This window comes from Streptomyces sp. TRD_SC_5, assembly GCF_056836825.1.
On the sequence record NZ_JBWZZS010000001.1, the window covers coordinates 3,447,566 to 3,466,731 of the forward strand.

Sequence of the window (19,166 nt, forward strand, 5' to 3'; positions counted from 1 at the left end):
CTCGCCCCCCCAATCCAAACAGGACACCGGCCAAAGTCACTCCCGTCCGCCACCCCCGAAACACGCCCCCAAATTGGGCGCACAAAAGGCACTCGATGCGCACACGGAGCCGCTTGACGATCACTCAAGAGCATTACAACGATGGGGTTAAGTGCCCATCGACCACAGACCAACCGGGCAGCGTCATCAATGAATCTCGGGGAACTCATGCGTACTCTCTTGCGGCGTCGCACCACCACGGCAGCTACCGTGGCCGCCTTGTGCCTCTTCGGAGCGGCTGCCGTGCCGGCCCAGGCGGCGGCGAACCCGAACCCGATCGACTGGAAGGTGTACTCCACTCACTTCGGTCCGGATGGCGAAGATCTCCCGCTCCGCGTGGGGCAGAAGGACGCCGGAAGCATCGACGGCTTCGGCAAGCGGCACATCGAGTCCGGGCACGGGGATGAGATTTCGAGCTGGACCAACATGAAGAAGGACATCGACAAGACGCTGGATCGCGGCAAGTGCGTACCCAACGGCAGCAAAACGAACTGCACGTTGAAGAGCAACACCTTCTCCAACACCCGAGCCGGCGCGATGAAGGTTGTGTTCACCGAGCGCGTGGACTCCAAGTCCAAAGACCACCGGCCCGTAGGCATCATCACGGCCTACTATTACGACTGTGGATGCTAAGGACAACGTGCCAACGGTCGCCATGTACCAGCAGTACATCGAAGAGTTCCGCTCCGAGGTAGCCGGCAGCTTGCCCTCCGAACTCGCCGAGCACGGCGCGACGCTCACTGCACTCTCATTCTTCGACAATGAGGACGGCGTCTGGGCCGCAGCCGAAGTCCAGCTACCGGACCAGCAAGAGCCATGCGTCCGAAGGCGTCTGATCATCCCGGAACAGGGACCGGACAAGGACGCCTGGCTAGCCGGAACCATCTTCTCCTCAGCACTGATCAAGGAACTGGACACACGGTAGAACCGCGGTTGAGCAAGAAGCCCCGGCTATCCGCGCAGGCGGATAACCGGGGCTTTCCTCATGACCAGGGCGACTCCGGCTGTCAGCCCGACGCTCCGCGCGAGTCAGTCGGCAGTGTGGACGCTGTTGTGATCGGCCGGGACAGACGTGTCGCCTCTCGCGCAGCGAGTCTCCCGGCTGCGCGCCGAGCAGCGAGCCGACCACCGTGAGGAGATATCCGCCGCCACGCGGTTGGCGTACGTGATCCGCTCGAGAACCCCTTCGACGACCGCCGGTACGAACGCTGCTGGACTGGACAGATCCGACGCAACCGGTCCGCACTGACAGTCCTTCGACATCCTCGGCCCGTAACGAGGCAGGCTCGGTGGTTGTCGCCTCTGTGTCAGGGGGCGCCGCCCGTTACGGACTTCAGGATGTGGGCCAGACCTGGATCAGGTAGTACTCGGCGATGGGCTCGTCGTTTTCCTGGACGCCGTCGGGGTCGACGTGCCGGCCGCGGGCATGGAGGCGCACTCGGTAGGTGCCGAGGCCGTTGAAGGCAAGGGTTACCTCGTAGGCGTCCATGTCGTCGCTGTCCTCGTCGGGGCCCATGCAGGCGGGCGGGTGGGCGATGCGAAGGGTGGAGGTGTAGTCCAGCTCGATGGCGTCTTCCCACTGCTGGGACTGGTCCCGGTCAAGGGGCGTGGGTGGGAGGTCGAAGGAGACCATCGCGGTTCCGGCGCTGATCCCCGCGCAGACGAACAGGTGGTTCTTTCCCCCGGCGGGCAGGCCATTGTTGAGGGCCGCTTCGACGGTTCGGTTCTTCAAGTAGTAGAGGCCGTCGTCTTCGAGGACGTAGAACTGGTTCTCTGCCACGGAGCATCGGCCTCCCCACGCGGCGCCCCTCCGAGCACTGCGTGCCACTACGTGCCATTCGGAGCGGGCCGGGTGATTCCCGAGCTCAGAGGGCGAGTTTGGTTCTCGTCACCCGCTCCAAACAGAAGCCCCAGGCCATCGAGGTCCACGCGCGGTGGCTACGGCCGGGTGTCTGAGCGCTTCGACAAGCGGGTAAACAGCATCTGGCCCAGCGCCAGCACGCTCAGGCCGAACATCACGTTGCCCAGGGGGACATGCAGCGACGGCATGTGTGCGATGCCGAGCACCACCTGCATCGAAGCGAGTACGAGGAAGCCGGACGCGTACAGGACGGGGCGGGGCGACCCGCCGCCCGGCCGCCACGCCAGGATCGCGGCGAGCACGTACAACATCGACGCGCCGTACATCACGCGCGATCCGGCGTCGTGCAGCACTGCGCCGTGGGACGAGGACAACAGCATCCCGGCGGTGACCGCCTGGAAGAAAAGGCACAAGGTCTGCAGGGCGATCGCGACCTGCAGGAACGTGACGCTGCGGTGTTCTACCGTCGTCTGTGTGACCATGGCGCGGTCCCCTCTTCTGTTTCGCGGCGGTGGATCGGTAGTGTCTCGGTGGTCCGACGACGTGGGCCCGCGAAATGTGAGGCGAAGCACGGACGTCACAGTCCGGGGCGGTGTTACGTCGAAGTGCCGAGAGCAGCAGCGGACGAGAAGGACCAGGGAGCGGTCACGACCGTGGGCACACCGTCCGAACCAGGGCACGACCGGTCCGAGCGGGGCCTGAGCGCGATCGTCGGTGAGCGACGCCGGCTGATCAATGTCGCCTACCGGCTGCTCGGTTCGCTGTCCGAGGCCGAGGACGCCGTCCAGGAGACCTACGCCCGCTGGTACGCGCTGTCGCGGCAACAGCAGGAGGCCATCGAGTCGCCCGGCGCCTGGCTGACGACGGTGGCCGGCCGCATCTGCCTGGACGTGCTCGGCTCGGCGCGGGTCCGGCGCGAGCGATACGTCGGCGAATGGATACCCGAGCCGCTGCCCGACCGTACGGAGTGGCTCGGCGGACGGGCGGGCGGCGGCAGGGGCGAGCCGGCCGACCCCGCCGACCAGGTCACCCTGGACGAGTCGGTGCACATGGCCTTCCTCGTCGTACTGGAGTCGATGACGCCGGCCGAACGCGTGGCGTTCATCCTGCACGACGTCTTCCGGTACCCCTTCGCCGAGATCGCCGAGATCGTCGGCCGGACGCCCGCGGCCTGTCGGCAGCTGGCGTCCTCGGCCCGTCGACGTATTGGCGCCGCGCAGGTTCCGGCGGTTCCGACGGCCGGGCAGGCCGGTCTGGTGCGGCGATTCAAAGAGGCGTGGGAGGCCAAAGACATCGAGGCCCTCGTCGGACTACTCGGCCCCGACGCCACGATGATCGCTGACGGCGGCGGCCTGGTGGGCACCGTCCTCCGCCCGGTCGAGGGCAGCGAGCGCATCGCCCAGTACCTGATCCACATCGCCGGCAAAGCCCCTGGGCTGACGCTCCTGGAGCGGACGGTCAACGGCCGGCCCGGTCTGGTCGCCCAGCACGCCGGCGTCACCGTGACCGTGGCGGCGTTCGGCCTCGCCGACGGCCGCGTCAGTCGCATCTGGGCGGTCCGCAACCCGGAGAAACTCCGTCCGTGGACGGAGGCCCTCCGCGTTCCCCAAGTGGCGCATGCGCGCCGTTCGCGGGCCCTTGGAGAGGAGGGTCACGCCACCGGACCCGGGTCCGCACCCGATACAGAATCCCGTTGAGGTCCCGCGGGAGCGCTACGGGCAGTTCTCCTCGAACTTCACCGCGGTGATCTCGACCGGCTGCCCCTTCAACTCTGCTTCTGGGCTGGGCGTCTGGGCGCACACCTTCCAGTTGCTCTCCACCAGCACCATGCGGCCCTCGGCAGCGTCCGTCACAGTGATCGACGTACCCGAGTCGAGGGCTCCGCGAGCGGCCTTCACCGACTTGCCGACGAGGTTCGGCATCTTGCCGCCTGCCGCTTCCAGCGGCTCCTCGTCCTTGGCGGGGCAGTCCTCTTCGATCTTCACCGCACCGAAGTCCAGCTTGGTTTCCGTGGGCACGGTCTTGCCTGCCTTGATGTTCTGCGAGCAGACTTTCCAGTTCCGATCGAGGGCTTGCATCCGGCCTCGGCCCAAGCTGTCGTGCGACGACAGGCCGTAGAAGCCCTTGGTCTGAGCGGTGTCCTGCGCAGACTGAAGCCCCATGCCGACGAAGTTCGGTACGGGCACCTCCTTGCCAGTGTCCTCGGCGGTGGGCTTCGCCTTCGCCTTCGGCTCAGCCGGCTTGTCGTCGGATGTACCGGCCTGCTTGGGCTCAGCCGTGACGGTGACCGTCACTTCGGGTGCAGGTGCCGTGCTTCTGGTGGCTTCCGCGCCGCCGCCGCTTCCGGCGCTACCGATGATGACGCCGATGAAGAACAGGCCGACCGCAGACGGAATGACGACTCGCTTCCGCGCCCATCCGGGCTGTGCTCCTGGCGGTTTCGGTGGCTGTACTGGAGGCTGGCCCCACTGCGGCTGGGTCTGGTTGTTCCAACTCATTTGTCCCCCGAGGGTGGTTCATGGAGACATGACCGTAACGGCCCGGTCGGGAACCAGAGGAGGCAGATCCTCCGGAAGTGATGAACCTGTGACGTAAGTGTGGGGAAAGGTCGCTGGTCCACAAGTCACGAGGGAGCAAGGCTCCACAAGCCGAACCTCATCCGGTCGCCCTCCTTCGCGGTGGTTTCGGCGAAGCTGACCGTGCGCTCCGCATCCCGGCGTGTGGCGCCCCACTCCAGCTCGAAGCGACGGGTGCCGGTGCGTTGTCCGGGCAGGGTCGGCGTGGGCGGCAGAATCTCGTCGAGGGCCCAGTGACATCCCCTCTGCCGGTGTCGGGGCATGGTGACCGTCCAGAGCCATCGACGCCCTGCCCCTGCGCGCCGCCCGACCGATCGGCGCCGCGGGTGTTGCAGTCCTTGTCTCGGCCGCACTCGGCGTCATCCTTACGCAGGTTGTGGCTGCCGCCCGCCCACTACTCGGAGCACGCGTTCGCGCGTCAGCCCCAGTCGCAGCCCGTGCCGTCGTTGTCGCGGTCCAAGTGGCTGCCATAGCCAGGCTCGCCCCGGTGGACGGGCGCGGCACCGGCGGCGCGGGCGGCGGCGCAGTTCTCGTAGTAGACATCCGAGCTGCTGTCGTCGCTCTCTTCGCTGCCATAGTCGTTGGCGTCGGCGGTCTCCGTCTCGGTGACGGTCACAGTCGGGCCCGGCTTGGTGACCGCCGCCTTGGGCGCGGGCGTCGCGGTGACGGTGGCTGTGGCCGTGGCGGTTGGCACAGCGGTGACCGTCTCGGTGACGGCCGGGGCCGGGCTCGACTCCGCGGCCGCTGCCGCCGATTGGGCGCCCTCCGACCCGCCGGCAGCAGTGCCACACCCGAAGCCGACCAGCATGATCAGCACTCCGCCGACGTAGGTGCGTTTCATCTTCGACAGCGGCCGGTGTCTCCCAGCGGCGGGCTGCTGAGGAGCGGGCGGCGGGCTGCTCGTGTACGGGTTGCTCAAGGTCCCCCCTGTGCAGATTCTGTGAAGGGACACCGTAGCGCCGAATGGGGCAGCGGGCGCCTGCTTGGGGGATGGGGATTTTGTTCCTATGCCGACGCGTGGAGCGGCTTCGTCTCGCGCGTTCCCGGGTAGGGCCAGTCCGTGCTTTCCCTACCCCCGTTCACCAGCGACCTGCACGACCGTTTCGCGGCCGACGGTTACCTCCCCTTGCCCGGGCTGGTCTCCTCTCAAGCGCTGCCGGTCCTCGACGGCGAGGTTCGGCGGCTGGAAAAACTCGCTGTGCGGCGGGACTTCACCATGGAGTGCATGGACCACTCGCCCCGCCACATGACCACCCTCGGCGGCCACATCATCGCCAGGGAGTCCGAGGTGATCACGCAGCTGTACCGCGACGAGACCCTGTTGGTCCTGCTCGGGCGGATCGCGGCCGTCCACGCCGCCCCGGTGCGCGACCCGCTCGAACGACACGTGATCAACGTCCTTCACCAGCGAGGGGACACCCACGGCGCGCACACCGACGACTACCCGCTGGCCCTGGTGCTGTTCACCGAAGCGCCGGACGACCCCGGCGACGGCGGGCTGCTGGAGTACGCCCCTCGCGCCGGCGGCCTGCGCGACCTGGACACCGGCGCCCGCCGGGCACACCACCGCTCCGGTGACGGCTATCTGCTGCGCAGCGACACCACCGCCCACCGCGTCACCCCGCTGAAGCGCTCCGGTCTGCGCCGCACGGTCCTCAATCTCGCCTACACCACGCCCGACCGGCAACAGCCCACCACGCCCTCGGCGTCACAGCTGTACTGACTCCCCGGCCAAGGCGCCGTCATGATCCGGCCCCTCTCGAGCCGCCCCGTCGTCCGGCTCGGGTCACAGAGGCGATCACGGCGGAAACGGCGGCGGTCATGAGGAGGCTTCCCACCATGACCGTCCCCACGCCGACCATGAAGAGGCCGCTCGCGTCGTCCGACCAGTCGTAATAGGCGGCAACGGTCAAGCCGGCCGTGATGCCGAGCACAGCGCCTGCGATGTAGCGCCGGGATGCCGCCCAGTACACCGGCGCCAGGAGAGTCAGCACCAGCCCGATCACCTGCCACGCCTCGTACGGACCGGTCGTCGTGCCGTCAGGTTGTACGTCACGGTGCTGATCCCAGCCCAGCCAGGCAGCCCACGCCGCCGACGTCACCACAGCCAGCACGAGGATCAGCAACAGCTGGAGAGCGGGTTTCAGTAGTCGTTGTCGCATGGACCGAGCGTTCCGGCTCGCCCCATGAACGGCCAGAGCGCAAGTACCTACCTTTACCCGAGTACTTCAACCGGAGGGCAGTCGCCGGAGAGCGGCGGAAGGTGCTCCTTGATGTTGACTTCGGTGGTGCTTCATCTCGCATGACGAGATGTCTTCTGTGGCCCGCGTCACGGCAGGCCGAGGGGCCGAAGGCTGCTTGTGCCAAAGGTCCGGTTGCCTGGTGTTCTGCGCCCGATGGGGCGGTACGCAGGGCAATTGGTGGTCGCACCGGTCAGCACCAGCGGGCTGACCAGCGGCTGCCTCGCCCCCGAGCCCCGGCCGGCCCGGGCGGCCGTACGCGCGAGGCCGGGCTCCGGGCCGGCCGGCCCTTCTGCTGCGGGAACGCGTGAGCAGCCTTCCCTTTCCCGGCCCCGCCGCGGGCGTTTACGCTTCGTCACTGCGTGCCGACTGTCCGAAGTTCGATTCTGTTAGATTCATCAGTCTTGATCGACAAGCTGGAGCTCGGAGCGAAGATGGAAGCCGGAGTGCTGGGTCCGCTGCTCGTGGGTGATGGGGGGAATCCGGTAGCGATCTCGTCCGGACAGCAAAGGTCGTTGCTCGCATCGCTGTTACTTCGCGCCAACCAAGTCGTCTCCCAGGACCAGCTGGTGGACGACCTGTGGGACGAGGAACCGCCGAAGAACGCGCACACCGCCGTGCGTACGTATGTCATGCGTCTGCGCAAGATTCTCGGTCCGAAGCTGGGGACGCGAGTGCTGACCAGCCCTGGCGGATATCTGTTCCAGACAGAACCTGACGAAATCGATCTGTCGCGCTGCGCTCGGCTGCACCGGGCAGGGCAGGCAGCCGCCCGTGTGGCCGACTGGTCGAGCGCCGCGCGTGACATGGAGCGAGCGCTCGCCCTGTGGCGGGGGGAGCCGCTCGTGGACATTCCGTCGCTCCGGCTGCGCGACCGGGAGTTTCCCGCGATCGAACAGTTGCGGGTCGATGTGCTCAAGCTGCACTACGACGCGCAGCTGGAACTCGGCGCCCACCAGGAGATATTGCGGGACCTTCAGGTCACGTGCGACCGATACCCCTTGCGGGAGCACTTCGCCGTGCAGTTGATGACGGCACTGCACCACGGGGGAAGACGCGGCGAGGCCCTGACCGTCTACCAGACCGTTCGCCGACGGCTGGCCGACGAGCTCGGTATTGACCCCGGCGAGGAGATGCGGGAGTGCCAGCAGCGAATACTCGCCGGCACCGTCCCCTCCGCAGGCCGCGGCGGTACGACGACGCTCCGCCCTCCGGCAGGTGCCCGCAGGCCGGTCGTGCCGCGCCAACTCCCCGTGGCCGCCTCCCACTTCACCGGGCGTACCGCTGAACTCCGTCTGATCGACGAGGCGCTCGCGAAGGCCTGGGATACACGGCAGGGGGCCGCGGTGGTGGCACTCGTCGGTATCGGAGGCATCGGGAAGACCGCTCTCGCCGTGCACTGGGCCCATCGGATGGCCGCGCAGTTCTCCGGAGGCCAGCTCTACATCGATCTGCGCGGGTTCGCCGCCTCCGGAGATCCCCTCGCTCCGTCCCTGGCGCTGCGCCGGATCCTGGACGCCTTCGAAGTCCCCGAGGAGCGGATCCCGGCCGAGTTCGAGGCGCAGTGCGCCCTGTACCGCAGCGTGCTGGCCGACCGCCGTGTACTGCTCGTGCTGGACAACGCACGGGACGAGGAGCATGTACGCCCCCTGCTGCCGGCCGGAGACGGTTCGATGGCGTTGATCACCAGCCGTCAGCAGCTGCCCGGACTGCTGGTCGGCGATGCCGGGCAGAGCATCCGGCTCGATCTGCTGTCGGCGGACGAGACCCGTCTGCTGTGCGAGCGCGTGCTGGGGCAGGAACGGTTCACCGCCGCCGGTGAGGCCGCCGCAACCATGATCGAGATGTCCGGTCGTATCCCGCTGACCACACGCATCCTCCTGGCCAGCGCCGCCGCCCAGCCCCGGCTCAGCGTGCGCGAGGTGATCGGTCACTTCATGGCCGTACCGGACCGGCTCGACCGTTTCGAGACCGGTGATGCCGTGACCAGCATGCGGACCGCCCTGGCCGGCTCGTACCGGAATCTGAGCGAGAACGGCGCACGGCTGTTCCGTACGCTCGGGCTCTACCGCGGGGACCGGATCACCTTGCGGGCCGCAGCGGCCCTGCTCGGTCTCGGGCAGGTGCCCACCCATCGGGCCCTGGCCGAACTCTGCCGGCACCACCTGGTGACGCAGGACGGACCCGGGCGCTACGCCATGCACGACATCATCAGGGACTTCGCCCTGGAACGGGCCCATGAGGAGACGGCGTCAGGCACGTGCGGACAGCAGGAGCGGGCAGCGGCGCAGGAACGGATCCTCGCGTACTTCCTCCGCTCACTGCACTGCGCCGCGTCGCTCGCGGACCCCGCGGAGGTGGGCCGGTGCGCCCCCCTGCCGTCGGAGGAACCGCCGGGTGTTCCCGAGGAGAATTTCACCGACGCCTCCGAGGCACGGGACTGGTTCGTGGCCGAGCACCATGCCGTACTGGCGCACCTCGCGCACGCCGGGGAGGACGGTTTCCCGCAGTACAGCTGGTTGTTGGCCGAGCGAGCAGCGGTCTTCCTGCGCCGTTCGGGCCACTGGCAGGAGTGGGCGTACGCCGCACGATGCGCGGTAGCCGCCGCTGTGACCAGGGCTGACATCCCCGGTGAGGCACTGGCCCAGCTTCAGCTCGGCTGGGCCGGCGACCTGATCGAACCGGGCCGCACCACGCCCCCCCAGCTGGCTCGCGCGCTCGAACTGTACGAGCGGCTGGGGGACACGGTCGGTCAGGCGCGGGTCCAGCTCCGGCTGGCACGCTCCTGCGGACGCCGGAAGCAGGAGGCGCAGTGCCGGGAACACGCGGCGCGGGCTCTGGAGCTGTTCCGCGCGCTCGGGGACCGGGACGGCGAGGCGAGCACACTCAACGCCCTGGGGTGGTACTGCACCCAGTTCGGCGACCACTCCACCGCCACTACCGTCCTGCAACGGGCCCTGGAGTTGTACCGGGAGCTGGGCGATCGCCATGGTGAAGCGGATGCGTGGGACAGCCTGGCCTGGGCGTACCACTGCTCCGGGGACCTCGACGAAGCACGCCGCTGCTACCTGCGGGCCATCGGACTGGACGCCTTGCTCGACCGGCTCGGCAGCCGCCACAACCAGGCGCAGACCCTGATCCGGTGCGGTGAGCTGCACCAGAGTCTCAGCGACACCGCCTCGGCGGTGAAGTACTGGGAGCGGGCCCGGGGCATTCTCGACGAACTCGGCCTCCCGCAGGCCGCCGGTCTGCAGGACCGCATCCGCAGCCTGGAGAGCCTGGGGAGGCTGGAGGACACACTCGTCACCGATGGGTGAACACCGCAAGCACGCCAGGGGCCGGGCTCAGTGGATCGGTGCCGTCGCCGACGAGTCGCCGGGTCGCAGCGGGAGCGGCACGACCTCGACGCGTATCCGGGCGAGAAGCGAATCCGCCCACCGCCGCGCCTCGGCGGGGTCGGTCGCGCCGACGACCACCGAGCCGCGGCGGTCCCCGTTGCTCCGCACCGGTTCCACCCGGTCCCCCGGCGCCAGTGCGCACTCGACGGCCAGCACCCCCGGCAGGTCGGCCAGCCCTTCCCAGCCCCGGACCTGGCGCACCGTCCCGGGTTCCGGCAGCAGGAACCGCACAGCGGCGGCGCGGGTGGCGGGCGGCAGTGCCACGGTCTTGCCCAGCAGATCGTCCAGCCAGCTGCCGTACACCTCCAAGCCCGGGTGGCACCATTCGAGCATCGCGTGGATCCAGTCCCCGCCCTGCCGTACGTGAACCGCGCCGAGCACCACACCGCGCGGCCCTGTCCAGCACTCCACGTGGAAGGGACCGGCGCGCAGATCGAGTACCTGCAATGCGGCACTCACCTCGGCCCGTACCGCGGTCTCCGCTTCCGGGGGCAGGCCGGACGGCATCGTGTGACCGGTCTCCACGAAACCGGCGGGCGCCAGGTGCTTGCGCGCCACCGCCAGAATCCGTGGCCGGCCGGCCACGAACATCCCCACCACGCTGTACTCCGCGCCCTCCACCCACGTCTCCACCAGGACGGGACGGTCCGCGCCGGCGCCGGCGGTCCGGAAGGCGTCCGGCAGCCGGGCCGGATCCGTAACCAGGCTCGCGGCCTTGCCGTTGGCACTGTCGCGTGGCTTAACCACCACGCGTCCCTCGCCGCGCAGCAGCTCCACGGCCTGCTCCGGGACGGTGCACAGCCGCAGAGTCGGCTGGCGGAAGCCGTGCTGCCGCAGGTAGTCGCGGCACCGGTCCTTCAGCCGGACACGTTGTACGGAGGCGAGCGGGTTCCCGGGCAGGCCGAGCGCCTCGGCCACCGCCGCGACGGACTCCATCGCGTACTCGTGGAAGCCGACCACGGCGTCGAATCGTCGCCCCCGGGACCAGGCCCAGGACCAGGCGACGCAGTCCGCCGGATCGGCGTAGTCCAGAACATGCACCTCGTCGGCGAGGGCGACCGCCTCCGGGGCGGCAGCCAGGTTCTCGGCACGGTCGGTCAGCACGAGCCGCGAGGACCGGGCGCGCAGCTGACGCAGGGCACGCAGCGAGAGGTCATAGCCGTATCCGGCGGTGGACGGCGCGGCCCCACCGATAACCAGGGTGGTGCTCGTGGGCGAAGGCTGTGGCATGCGCTTCTTCTTCGCTGGGTGAGTGGGTGAGTGGGTCAGGTGCGTCAGGTGGGTCAGGGCTTCTCGCCACAGTCAGGTCGTTGCGATCTCGCTCCACAGCAGCACCGCGAAGACCACCATCACGGCCGAAGAGACGCGGGCGATCCACTTCCGCCCCCGCGCGTTCAGCCGGTGCCTGATGGCGAGCGCGGCAGTGCCGAGCACCGTGAACCACACCAGGGACGCCAGGACCGAACCGCCCGCGAACCACACCCGGTCCGCGCCCTCACGGGCCGCACTGACGGCGCCGAGCACACCGACCGTGTCGAGAATGGCGTGCGGGTTCAGGAGTGAGACGCCCATCGCCCCCAGTACCGTCCGGCGCATCGTGGAAGGCGTCGCTCCCGTGCTGGTCACGACGTCCCCGGCGTCCGGCTGCCGCAGGTTCTGCCACGCGAGCCAGAGCAGGTAACCGCCGCCTGCGGCCAACAGGACCGTACGGATCCCGTCATGACTCGCGAAGAGGGCGCCGACCCCCAGAGCGCCCGCCGCGATCAGCAAGGTGTCGCAGGCGGTGGTGGCCAAGGTCGCGTAATAGACCCGGGGATGACCCAGGGAGATTCCCTGCTGGAGGATGAAGAGGTTCTGCGCGCCGATCGGCATGATCAGCCCGAGGCCGAGCAGCAGACCGGCCAGCAGCTCCGCCGACGCCGTCCCGGCAATCACAGGATCACCCGCGAGGCGACATGTGCCCGCTGGTCGCGCGAGCGGCGCAGGTCACGGGTGGTGACCAGCTTCTTCAGCCACCGGTCTGTGCCGTCATGGCGCGCCTTGAAGCCCTGACGCCCGTGCACCGCACGGTAGTTGTCGATCACGAGCAGCTCACCGGGATTGAGCACCACCTGCTGCTGCGCCCGCTCCAGCTCGACCACCAGGTGCTTGAGGGCCAGTTCGGCATCGGAGTCGCCGGGCAGACAGCGCATGTAGAAGGGATCGATCCGCAGGTACGGGGACTCCTCGGCTCCGAAGAGCACGGCCACCGCCTGGGGTTCGTCCCGCATCCGGCGCATGCGGGCCTGCCCCGGGTGTTCCGGGTCCAGGTCCGCCATCTGCCGCAGGTGTTCGTCGTCGGGGAGGATGTGGAACCGTTCCTCCGCGAGGATCGCCCGGTGCTCCGCGCTGAGCCGTATGTCGCGGACCGAGGCCAGCGTGGTGCCGACCGCGTCAGGGTTGCGCAGCCCGAGCAGAAGCAGGTGATCGCAGCGGTACGGGTGGAAGCCGTCCTCGGTGTGCCACTCCAGCAGCACCTGGCCGTGCCCGCTCTGCTCGGCTTCCTCGCCGGCTATCGGCAGCACGTTCTGGATCATCCGGCCCTGCTGAAGAGTGGACCAGGTGAAGGGGTCCCCCATCGCGAGCCCCGTCAGAGCAAGGAACCACTCCTCGCGACGCCCGGCCGAGGACGCGGCGCTCTGCCGCCAGTGAGCCGGCGTCGGGCCGAGGGCCGCGTCGTCCACCGGAAGCCCGCGGACCAGCGCGGCTGCCGCCGGCTCCGCGGTGCGGAACTCGTACAGGAAGCGGCGCAGCCCGGCCGGCAGACGGGGCAGCAGCTCCACGGCCGCGTTGTAGAAGGCCTCACTGCCGGGGTCCGACACGCTCGGCGCCGGCAGCCCGCCTTCGAGGTCCGAGAGGAGTACGTCGATCTCCTCCAGATCCGCGGAGGTCAGGTCGTACACGGCTGGCGTATCGAAGTTCTCCACAGCAAGTCCCCCTCGTGTGTCCCGGAGTTGACGCTGCCGCGTCACTCCGAAGTGGTCGAGAAGAGCTTTCAGCGAGGCCGTATCAGCGCTGTATCACCGTGGTAGCGCGCTGTCACACGAGGTGTCGCACGGCGGTCGCCGGGGCAAGGGAGTTGACGAAGCAGTCGGCTTGGTGTCACGCTTCTGCCGCGGCACAGCTGTGCCCACATTCGCCCAAGCCGGTGTGACCACTCCCCGGCGGGCTCAACCTCCCGGCTCACGCCGCCACATCGCACTCATCGCGTCGACCCGCGCATCCGCGGCGTCGGCGCGATGTTTTTCGTTCCTCCTGCCTGGCGGGCGCTGACCGGCAAACCCATCCTGAAATGGAGTTCACGTGTCCCATCGCGCTGCCCTGACGCCGCAGATGCTCCAGTACGCCGAGAAGTTCGACGACCGCGGTGACATCCGCTGGCTGCCTTACCTCATGTACTTCCACGCGGCCGGCCACAGCTCCGACGTGGTCAACACCGACCGCCTGGGCTTCCGTCTCTCACACGGTCCGGACGGGCGCCGGGCATCGGTCGCCGACCGCCTGCCCGACGGCGGCCCTGTCCGGCTGCTCGCCGGAAGTTCCACCGCGTTCGGCATCGGCGCCAGCGGTGACCAGCACACCTTGCCGTCGTATCTGTGGAGCAAGCACGCCCCGGAACTTCCCTGGCTCAACTTCGCCGGCCGAAGCCACAACTCCACCCAGGAGCTGCTGCTCTTCCTGCTTCACCGTCACCTGCTGCCGCCGGTCGAAGAGATCGTCCTGTTCTCCGGATTCAACAACCTCGGCCTGAGCCGGCTTCCCGCCTCGGTGCGCGGCGATCACGGCGCCTTCTTCAACTGCAATGACTTCTCCACGCAGATGGAGGAGCTGCGCGCCAAGAACCGCAAGGCCGCAGGCGGCTTCGGACGGTTCGGCGGGCGTCGCGCCGGCGCCTCGGCCGCCCCCGCCGCCGTGGACGAGCAGGTGCCGGAGCTGGCGGAGCAGATCGATCTCGCCAGCGAGCTCACCCTGCGCCATCTGGACAGCTGGCGGATCCTCGCCGAGGGCATGGGGGCCAAACTCACCTTCGTCCTCCAGCCGCTGGCCACCTGGGTCCGCGACGTACCAGCCCCTCAGGAGCGACTGATCTTCGAGGAGCTCGACGCCATCTCCAACTTCTCGGCCGCCTACGGAGACATCTCCTCGACGAGCGCCCGCGAGACGTACTCCAAGGCGCTCCAGGCCGGCTGTGAGCAGAGCGGTGTCCGCTACTTCGACCTCAACCCGGTACTCGCGGACGCCATCAGCCCCGAGGACTGGATCTTCGTCGACCGGATCCACTTCACCGACGAGGGACACGACCTCGTCGCCGGCCTGCTTGCCCAGCACCTCGGCCTGTCCTGAACCCGGCCCGGCCCGCTCGGCCCGGCCTCCACATCCGTCCGTTCGTTCATTTCACCGCCCGAAAGGCACACCTTCCATGGCATTCCTGAAGAAGCTCGTCAACAAGCTGCTCGGCCGCAAGACCAAGCCGAAGAACGACGCCTCCATCTACCCCATGTTCTGACCAGCACGTCCCGCGCAGAAAGGAGATCTCACGTGTCCGCCCCCACCGTGGTGAAACCGGCCGAACCCACGAGCAGCACCACCACCACATCCCCCGTCCGGACCGCCTACCAGCGAGCAACCGACCCGGAAGCCTGCCTTCCCGGCGGCCAGTTCCTGAAGCGGATACACGCGGAACTGAACCGCGCTCCGGTCCCGGACGACACCCTCGACGCACTCGTCGACCGGGCCACGCAGTGGTCGGCCGACGAGACGCAGCGCTTCGGGGAGCTGATCGCTGCCCTCGTCCGCCCCGAGGACCGTGCCGTCCTGGTCCGCCGCACCGTACTGGGTTGCGCCCCGCTGGCAATGCAGTCCGGAGCGTGGCTGCAGTGGCTGAGCAGTCCCGGAAACGGTGACGACCCCGTCGTCCTGCGCATACTCGCGCTGTACGCGTCGGATGTCGGCGTCGGCGACCCGGGCGCCTCACGTGGCGATGCCTACCTCGGGCTCCTGCGCCACCTGAGGCTCTCGGAGAACGCCGTGCCCGCCGCGCGGCTCGTCAGCGACCAGCGCGTGGACGACGGGCACTTCGCCCTGCCGGCACTGCTGCTGACCATGAGCCGCCGGCCGGACGACTTCGCTCCCGAGATCCTGGGAGCCGATCTGTGCCTGCGTTCCGTGGGACTGCTGCCGGCGCTGAGTGTCGTACGTACCGAACTGCCGACCGCCACCGACTGGAACGCGCTCGATCCGGCCGCCGCCCGCGGCGACGCACCCGAGAGTGACAGTGGCCGCAGCGTCTGTCGTGAAGCTGTGGACGCCCTGGTGTCCAGGGACGGGGCTCCCGCAGCGGAACGGGTCCGCCTTGGATTCCGCTGGGCGCTCGCCTGCCTCGGCCAGTGGAGCGAGCGGCTGCACGCAGAGCTGTTCGCCGCATGCGACGCCAGGTTCGAGATGGCCGAACTGATGCGGCTCCGGGCCCGCGAAGGCGCTGTCTATCACCACCACTTCAAGCTGGAGGACAAGCCCCTTTCGGACTGGCTGCGGGAGAGCCAGACCGATCCGTACCCCATGCTCGACGCCCTGTCCCGCAGCCGCCTCGTCAAGCCGGGCAGGCCCGAGGCCAGTTCTCTGGTCAATGGTCTCGTCAGCGAACGCGGCCGGATGTTCCGGGTGTTCTCCGAAGAGGACCTGACCGTCGTACGTCGATGGATCTCCGCCCTGCCGCCGGCCGCCGAAGCCGGCGCGGCTGTGGGATCGGCGATCAGCCGGCCGGCGGTCGCGGCTCCTGTGGCGGATTTCCCCGTCTGGGAAGACACCGGACCGGTCGCGGGCCGGGCGCCGACGGACCCGCGAGACGCCTATCACCAGCTCCTGCAGCGAACGGGCACTCCGGAACTGAACCGCTGGGCAACCGAATACGTCCACCGCTGGCTCGGACGCTCACGGCACGGCATCAACAGCAGCCACATGCCGCTGCCCGAGCAGTGGACGCCACGAGGGCTGCGCGGCTGGCTGGTGGAGATGCACGACCAGCACAGCCAGGAGTTCGAGCGGGGCGGCGATCAGGACCTGCCCGAGCGGGAGGACCTGGTCAACGCCACCGTGCAGCAGGCGCCCCTCACTCTGATCGACGGTGCGTGGATCCAGGGCTTCACCGACTACGCCCACGCCTCCTCCCAGATCGGGCACTCCCTGTTCGACACCTACTGGGACGAGCTCGGAAACGGGCTTGCCCATCTGAACCATCCCCTGATCTACCGCGAAGTCCTCGCCGAGATGGACGTCGATGTGCCGCCCACGGCCAGCCGGGAGTTCGCGCAGTGGGAGGGCTTCGAGGACGCCGCCTTCGAGCTGCCCGTGTACTGGCTGAGCATCGGGAGGTTCCCGCAGACGTTCCTGCCGGAGATCCTCGGCCTGAACCTGGCCATGGAGCTGTCCGGGGTAGGCGGCAGCTACCGGCGGGCCCGGCTCGCACTCAAGCAGTACGGCTTCAGCACGCGATTCGTCGACATCCACAACACGGTCGACAACGTGGCGACCGGCCACTCCGCGTGGGCCGCCGACGCCATTGACACCTATCTGTCGTCGATCACCGCCTCTCAGGGCGCCGGCGCCCTGGACGCGACGTGGGACCGGATCCGTACGGGATACCGGTCCCTGAATCCGCCGTCGGGCTTCCGCGCCCGGCAGGCGGGCCGCAAGGCCGCACAGCTCGCGGCCCGCTCGCAAGCCGGCCGCTGACCGGCTTCACACGTCGTACTCCGTACCTCGCACCACTCGCACCCCGTACCTCGTGCCTCGTACGTCCGTCTCGTCCCACATCCGGACTTCATCTTCAGGAGAATTCCCATGTCTGATCTGGTGCTGGGCCTCTCGGCCTACTACCACGACAGCGCCGCCGCGCTTGTCGCCGACGGCGTCCCCGTGGCTGCCGCCCAGGAGGAGCGGTTCACTCGCGTCCGGCACGACTCCGCCTTCCCTGCGAAGGCAGTGGAGTACTGCCTTCGTGAGGCCGGCGTCACCCTCGACGACATCTCCGCGGTGGCGTACTACGAGGATCCGGCGCTGAAGTTCCGCCGCGTCCTGACCACCTTCGCCGGCGCCGCGCCGGCCGGGTTCGCCTCTTTCCGCGACACCCTGCCGAGCTGGCTGTCGTGGAAGCGGCGTACGGCCGACGTGGTCCACCGGCAACTGGCGGAACTGGGGCAGGGAGCCGTCCCGCCGCTGCACATCCGGCGCCACCACGAGTCGCACGCCGCCTCCGCCTTCTACCCGAGCCCGTACGAATCCGCCGCCGTGCTCTGCATCGACGGCGTGGGCGAATGGGCGACCACCACCCTGTGGCACGGCAAGGGAACCCAGCTCACCCCGGTCTCCGAGATCCGCTTCCCCCACTCGCTCGGGTTGCTGTACTCCGCCTTCACCTACTTCTGCGGCTTCAAGGTCGACTCCGGTGAGTACAAGCTCATGGGCCTCGCCCCCTACGGCAAGCCCCGTTACGCGCAGCTCATCAAGGACAAGCTGATCGACATCAAACGCGACGGCTCCTTCCGTCTCGACATGAGGTACTTCGAGTACCTGCGTGGCCAGGTGATGACCGGACGCGGTTTCGAGCAGCTGTTCGGCGGCCCCCGTCGCTCCCCCGAAAGCGACCTGACGGAGCGGGAGTTCGACCTCGCGGCATCGGTGCAGCAGGTCACCGAGGAAGTCGCCGTCCTGCTCGCCCACCACGCACGGAAGGTCACCGGGGAGCGCCACCTGGTCCTCGCCGGCGGCGTCGCACTCAACTGCGTGGCCAACGGCCGGATCATCAACGAGCAGATCTTCGACGAGGTGTGGATCCAGCCCGCGGCCGGAGACGCCGGCGGCGCGCTCGGCGCCGCCCTGGCGGTCGCCTCGGACCGCGGGGCCGTCCGGTCCCACCTGGGCAGCGGGCAGGACGGCATGGCCGGCTCACTGCTCGGCCCCGGGTTCAGCGACGACGAGATCGCCTCGTACCTCGACAGCCAGAGCGTTCCCTACACCCGGCTCCCAGCGGGCGAGTTGTACGACCAGGTCGCCTCGGAACTCGCGAAGGGGCAGATCGTCGGCTGGTTCCAGGGCCGCATGGAATTCGGCCCGCGTGCGCTCGGCGCACGGTCCATCATCGGGGACCCGCGAGACCCGGCCATGCAGTCCGCGATGAACCTCAAGATCAAGTTCCGGGAGTCCTTCCGGCCGTTCGCGCCGTCGGTGCTGGCCGAGGAGGCCAAGGACTACTTCGAGCTCCACCAGGAGAGCCCCTACATGCTGGTCGTCACGGGGATATCCCCGTCGCAGCGGCTGGAGACGGCGCAGGGGGACGAAGCCTCGGCGACGGGCCTGGACAAGCTCAAGGTTCAGCGGTCCACCCTCCCGGCCGTCACACACGTCGACCACTCCGCGCGCGTCCAGACCGTCACGGAGGCGAACAACGCCCCGTACTACCGGCTGTTGTCGGCGTTCAAGGAGCGAACCGGTTGTCCCGTCCTGGTCAACACCTCGTTCAATGTGCGAGGTGAACCCATCGTCGCGTCACCGGCCGAGGCGTACGCCTGCTTCATGCGCACCAACATCGACCTGCTCGCCGTCGGCAACTTCCTGCTGCGCAAGGACGAGCAGCCCGAGTGGCACGAGGAGACCGACTGGCGCGACGCCATCCCGCTCGACTGAGCGCGAAGCCGGGCCCTTCCCGCCTTCTCCCCTTCCCGCCTTCCCTCACCCAGAAGAGAAAGAGAGAGCCACAACGTGCGCACCGCACTCCTTGCCATCGCCTACTACCTGGTGGTCACCCCCATCGGCCTGCTGAGCCGAGTCGGGCGCGATCCGCTTGCCCGCCGGATCGACCGTCAGGCTCAGAGTTACTGGACGCGAAGCCGTCCGGCTTCCGCCGCCTGACCGCTCCCCGTCGTACCGGATCACCGAGGGCGGCCGCTCTGAGCCGCCCTCCCGGCCCTCCCCCTGGAGCCACCATGCAAATATCCGAAAACCCTGAGAAACAGCG

At 68.7% G+C, this 19,166-nt stretch carries 17 protein-coding genes; 9 read left to right on the top strand and 8 right to left on the bottom strand.

The window, feature by feature from the left end:
* Positions 1-282: 282 nt before the first annotated feature.
* Together AC1P0E_RS15995 and AC1P0E_RS16000 are read left to right on the top strand one after the other, a co-directional pair.
* Positions 283-672, top strand: a complete 390-nt coding sequence (locus AC1P0E_RS15995; protein WP_482742832.1) for a hypothetical protein — start codon at positions 283-285, stop codon at positions 670-672.
* The gene (locus AC1P0E_RS16000) at positions 662-964 is read left to right on the top strand and encodes a hypothetical protein (protein WP_482742833.1); all 303 of its coding nucleotides are present in this window, start codon (positions 662-664) and stop codon (positions 962-964) included. Before AC1P0E_RS15995 ends, AC1P0E_RS16000 begins: the two co-directional genes overlap by 11 nt.
* A 408-nt stretch (positions 965-1,372) precedes the next feature.
* Here the strand turns inward: AC1P0E_RS16000 and AC1P0E_RS16005 are convergent, their stop codons facing one another.
* On the bottom strand, positions 1,373-1,819 hold the full coding sequence (locus tag AC1P0E_RS16005; protein WP_482742834.1) for a hypothetical protein: 447 nt from the start codon (positions 1,817-1,819) through the stop codon (positions 1,373-1,375).
* Between the two features lie 158 nt (positions 1,820-1,977).
* Entirely contained in the window at positions 1,978-2,382 is a 405-nt protein-coding gene (locus tag AC1P0E_RS16010; RefSeq protein WP_482742835.1) for a hypothetical protein, read from the bottom strand.
* Between the two features lie 171 nt (positions 2,383-2,553).
* Between AC1P0E_RS16010 and sigJ the strand changes: the two genes are divergently transcribed.
* Positions 2,554-3,597, top strand: coding sequence for an RNA polymerase sigma factor SigJ (gene sigJ / locus AC1P0E_RS16015; RefSeq protein ID WP_482745774.1), 1,044 nt, complete (start codon positions 2,554-2,556; stop codon positions 3,595-3,597).
* A 15-nt stretch (positions 3,598-3,612) separates the two neighbouring features.
* Here sigJ and AC1P0E_RS16020 read toward each other — a convergent pair whose 3' ends face one another.
* Together AC1P0E_RS16020 and AC1P0E_RS16025 are read right to left on the bottom strand one after the other, a co-directional pair.
* Positions 3,613-4,398: a PASTA domain-containing protein gene (locus tag AC1P0E_RS16020; protein ID WP_482742836.1), complete on the bottom strand. Its 786-nt coding sequence runs from the start codon at positions 4,396-4,398 to the stop codon at positions 3,613-3,615.
* A 496-nt stretch (positions 4,399-4,894) separates the two neighbouring features.
* Complete coding sequence (locus AC1P0E_RS16025) at positions 4,895-5,317, bottom strand: excalibur calcium-binding domain-containing protein (RefSeq protein ID WP_482742837.1); 423 nt, start codon at positions 5,315-5,317, stop codon at positions 4,895-4,897.
* A gap of 219 nt (positions 5,318-5,536) precedes the next feature.
* On the opposite strand from AC1P0E_RS16025, the gene AC1P0E_RS16030 reads away from it, so the two are divergent.
* Positions 5,537-6,199 carry a HalD/BesD family halogenase gene (locus AC1P0E_RS16030; RefSeq protein ID WP_482742838.1) on the top strand — a complete coding sequence of 221 codons (663 nt, stop codon included), beginning with the start codon at positions 5,537-5,539 and terminating at the stop codon, positions 6,197-6,199.
* A gap of 19 nt (positions 6,200-6,218) precedes the next feature.
* Here AC1P0E_RS16030 and AC1P0E_RS16035 read toward each other — a convergent pair whose 3' ends face one another.
* Positions 6,219-6,638 (bottom strand): hypothetical protein, encoded by a 420-nt coding sequence (locus tag AC1P0E_RS16035; protein ID WP_482742839.1) that lies wholly within the window; start codon positions 6,636-6,638, stop codon positions 6,219-6,221.
* Between the two features lie 482 nt (positions 6,639-7,120).
* Between AC1P0E_RS16035 and AC1P0E_RS16040 the strand changes: the two genes are divergently transcribed.
* The gene (locus AC1P0E_RS16040) at positions 7,121-10,033 is read left to right on the top strand and encodes an AfsR/SARP family transcriptional regulator (RefSeq protein ID WP_482742840.1); all 2,913 of its coding nucleotides are present in this window, start codon (positions 7,121-7,123) and stop codon (positions 10,031-10,033) included.
* A gap of 27 nt (positions 10,034-10,060) precedes the next feature.
* Here the strand turns inward: AC1P0E_RS16040 and AC1P0E_RS16045 are convergent, their stop codons facing one another.
* The 3 genes from AC1P0E_RS16045 to gntD all read right to left on the bottom strand — a co-directional run bounded on the left by AC1P0E_RS16045 (position 10,061) and on the right by gntD (position 13,080).
* Positions 10,061-11,344 (bottom strand): ATP-grasp domain-containing protein, encoded by a 1,284-nt coding sequence (locus AC1P0E_RS16045; protein WP_482742841.1) that lies wholly within the window; start codon positions 11,342-11,344, stop codon positions 10,061-10,063.
* Positions 11,345-11,416: 72 nt separating this feature from the next.
* Entirely contained in the window at positions 11,417-12,049 is a 633-nt protein-coding gene (locus AC1P0E_RS16050; protein ID WP_482742842.1) for a LysE/ArgO family amino acid transporter, read from the bottom strand.
* Complete coding sequence (gntD, locus tag AC1P0E_RS16055; protein ID WP_482742843.1) at positions 12,046-13,080, bottom strand: guanitoxin biosynthesis L-enduracididine beta-hydroxylase GntD; 1,035 nt, start codon at positions 13,078-13,080, stop codon at positions 12,046-12,048. The genes AC1P0E_RS16050 and gntD overlap by 4 nt, the downstream gene beginning before the upstream one ends.
* Positions 13,081-13,456: 376 nt before the next feature.
* Between gntD and AC1P0E_RS16060 the strand changes: the two genes are divergently transcribed.
* The 4 genes from AC1P0E_RS16060 to AC1P0E_RS16075 all read left to right on the top strand — a co-directional run bounded on the left by AC1P0E_RS16060 (position 13,457) and on the right by AC1P0E_RS16075 (position 19,060).
* A complete protein-coding gene (locus AC1P0E_RS16060; protein WP_482742844.1) occupies positions 13,457-14,497 on the top strand; it encodes an SGNH/GDSL hydrolase family protein in 1,041 nt (346 codons plus the stop codon).
* Positions 14,498-14,692: 195 nt separating this feature from the next.
* Complete coding sequence (locus AC1P0E_RS16065; RefSeq protein ID WP_482742845.1) at positions 14,693-16,885, top strand: iron-containing redox enzyme family protein; 2,193 nt, start codon at positions 14,693-14,695, stop codon at positions 16,883-16,885.
* A 108-nt stretch (positions 16,886-16,993) separates the two neighbouring features.
* Positions 16,994-18,835 (top strand): carbamoyltransferase family protein, encoded by a 1,842-nt coding sequence (locus AC1P0E_RS16070; RefSeq protein ID WP_482742846.1) that lies wholly within the window; start codon positions 16,994-16,996, stop codon positions 18,833-18,835.
* 75 nt (positions 18,836-18,910) lie between these two features.
* On the top strand, positions 18,911-19,060 hold the full coding sequence (locus tag AC1P0E_RS16075) for a hypothetical protein (RefSeq protein WP_482742847.1): 150 nt from the start codon (positions 18,911-18,913) through the stop codon (positions 19,058-19,060).
* The last annotated feature ends 106 nt before the right edge of the window (positions 19,061-19,166 follow it).

What these genes read in the sequence shown, in the direction of transcription:
- AC1P0E_RS16010 (WP_482742835.1), bottom strand. Translation starts at nt 2,382, where the DNA reads ATGGTCACACAGACGACGGTAGAACACCGCAGCGTCACGTTCCTGCAG.
- AC1P0E_RS16020 (WP_482742836.1), bottom strand. Translation starts at nt 4,398, where the DNA reads ATGAGTTGGAACAACCAGACCCAGCCGCAGTGGGGCCAGCCTCCAGTA.
- AC1P0E_RS16025 (WP_482742837.1), bottom strand. Translation starts at nt 5,317, where the DNA reads ATGAAACGCACCTACGTCGGCGGAGTGCTGATCATGCTGGTCGGCTTC.
- AC1P0E_RS16035 (WP_482742839.1), bottom strand. Translation starts at nt 6,638, where the DNA reads ATGCGACAACGACTACTGAAACCCGCTCTCCAGCTGTTGCTGATCCTC.
- AC1P0E_RS16045 (WP_482742841.1), bottom strand. Translation starts at nt 11,344, where the DNA reads ATGCCACAGCCTTCGCCCACGAGCACCACCCTGGTTATCGGTGGGGCC.
- AC1P0E_RS16070 (WP_482742846.1), top strand. Translation starts at nt 16,994, where the DNA reads ATGTCTGATCTGGTGCTGGGCCTCTCGGCCTACTACCACGACAGCGCC.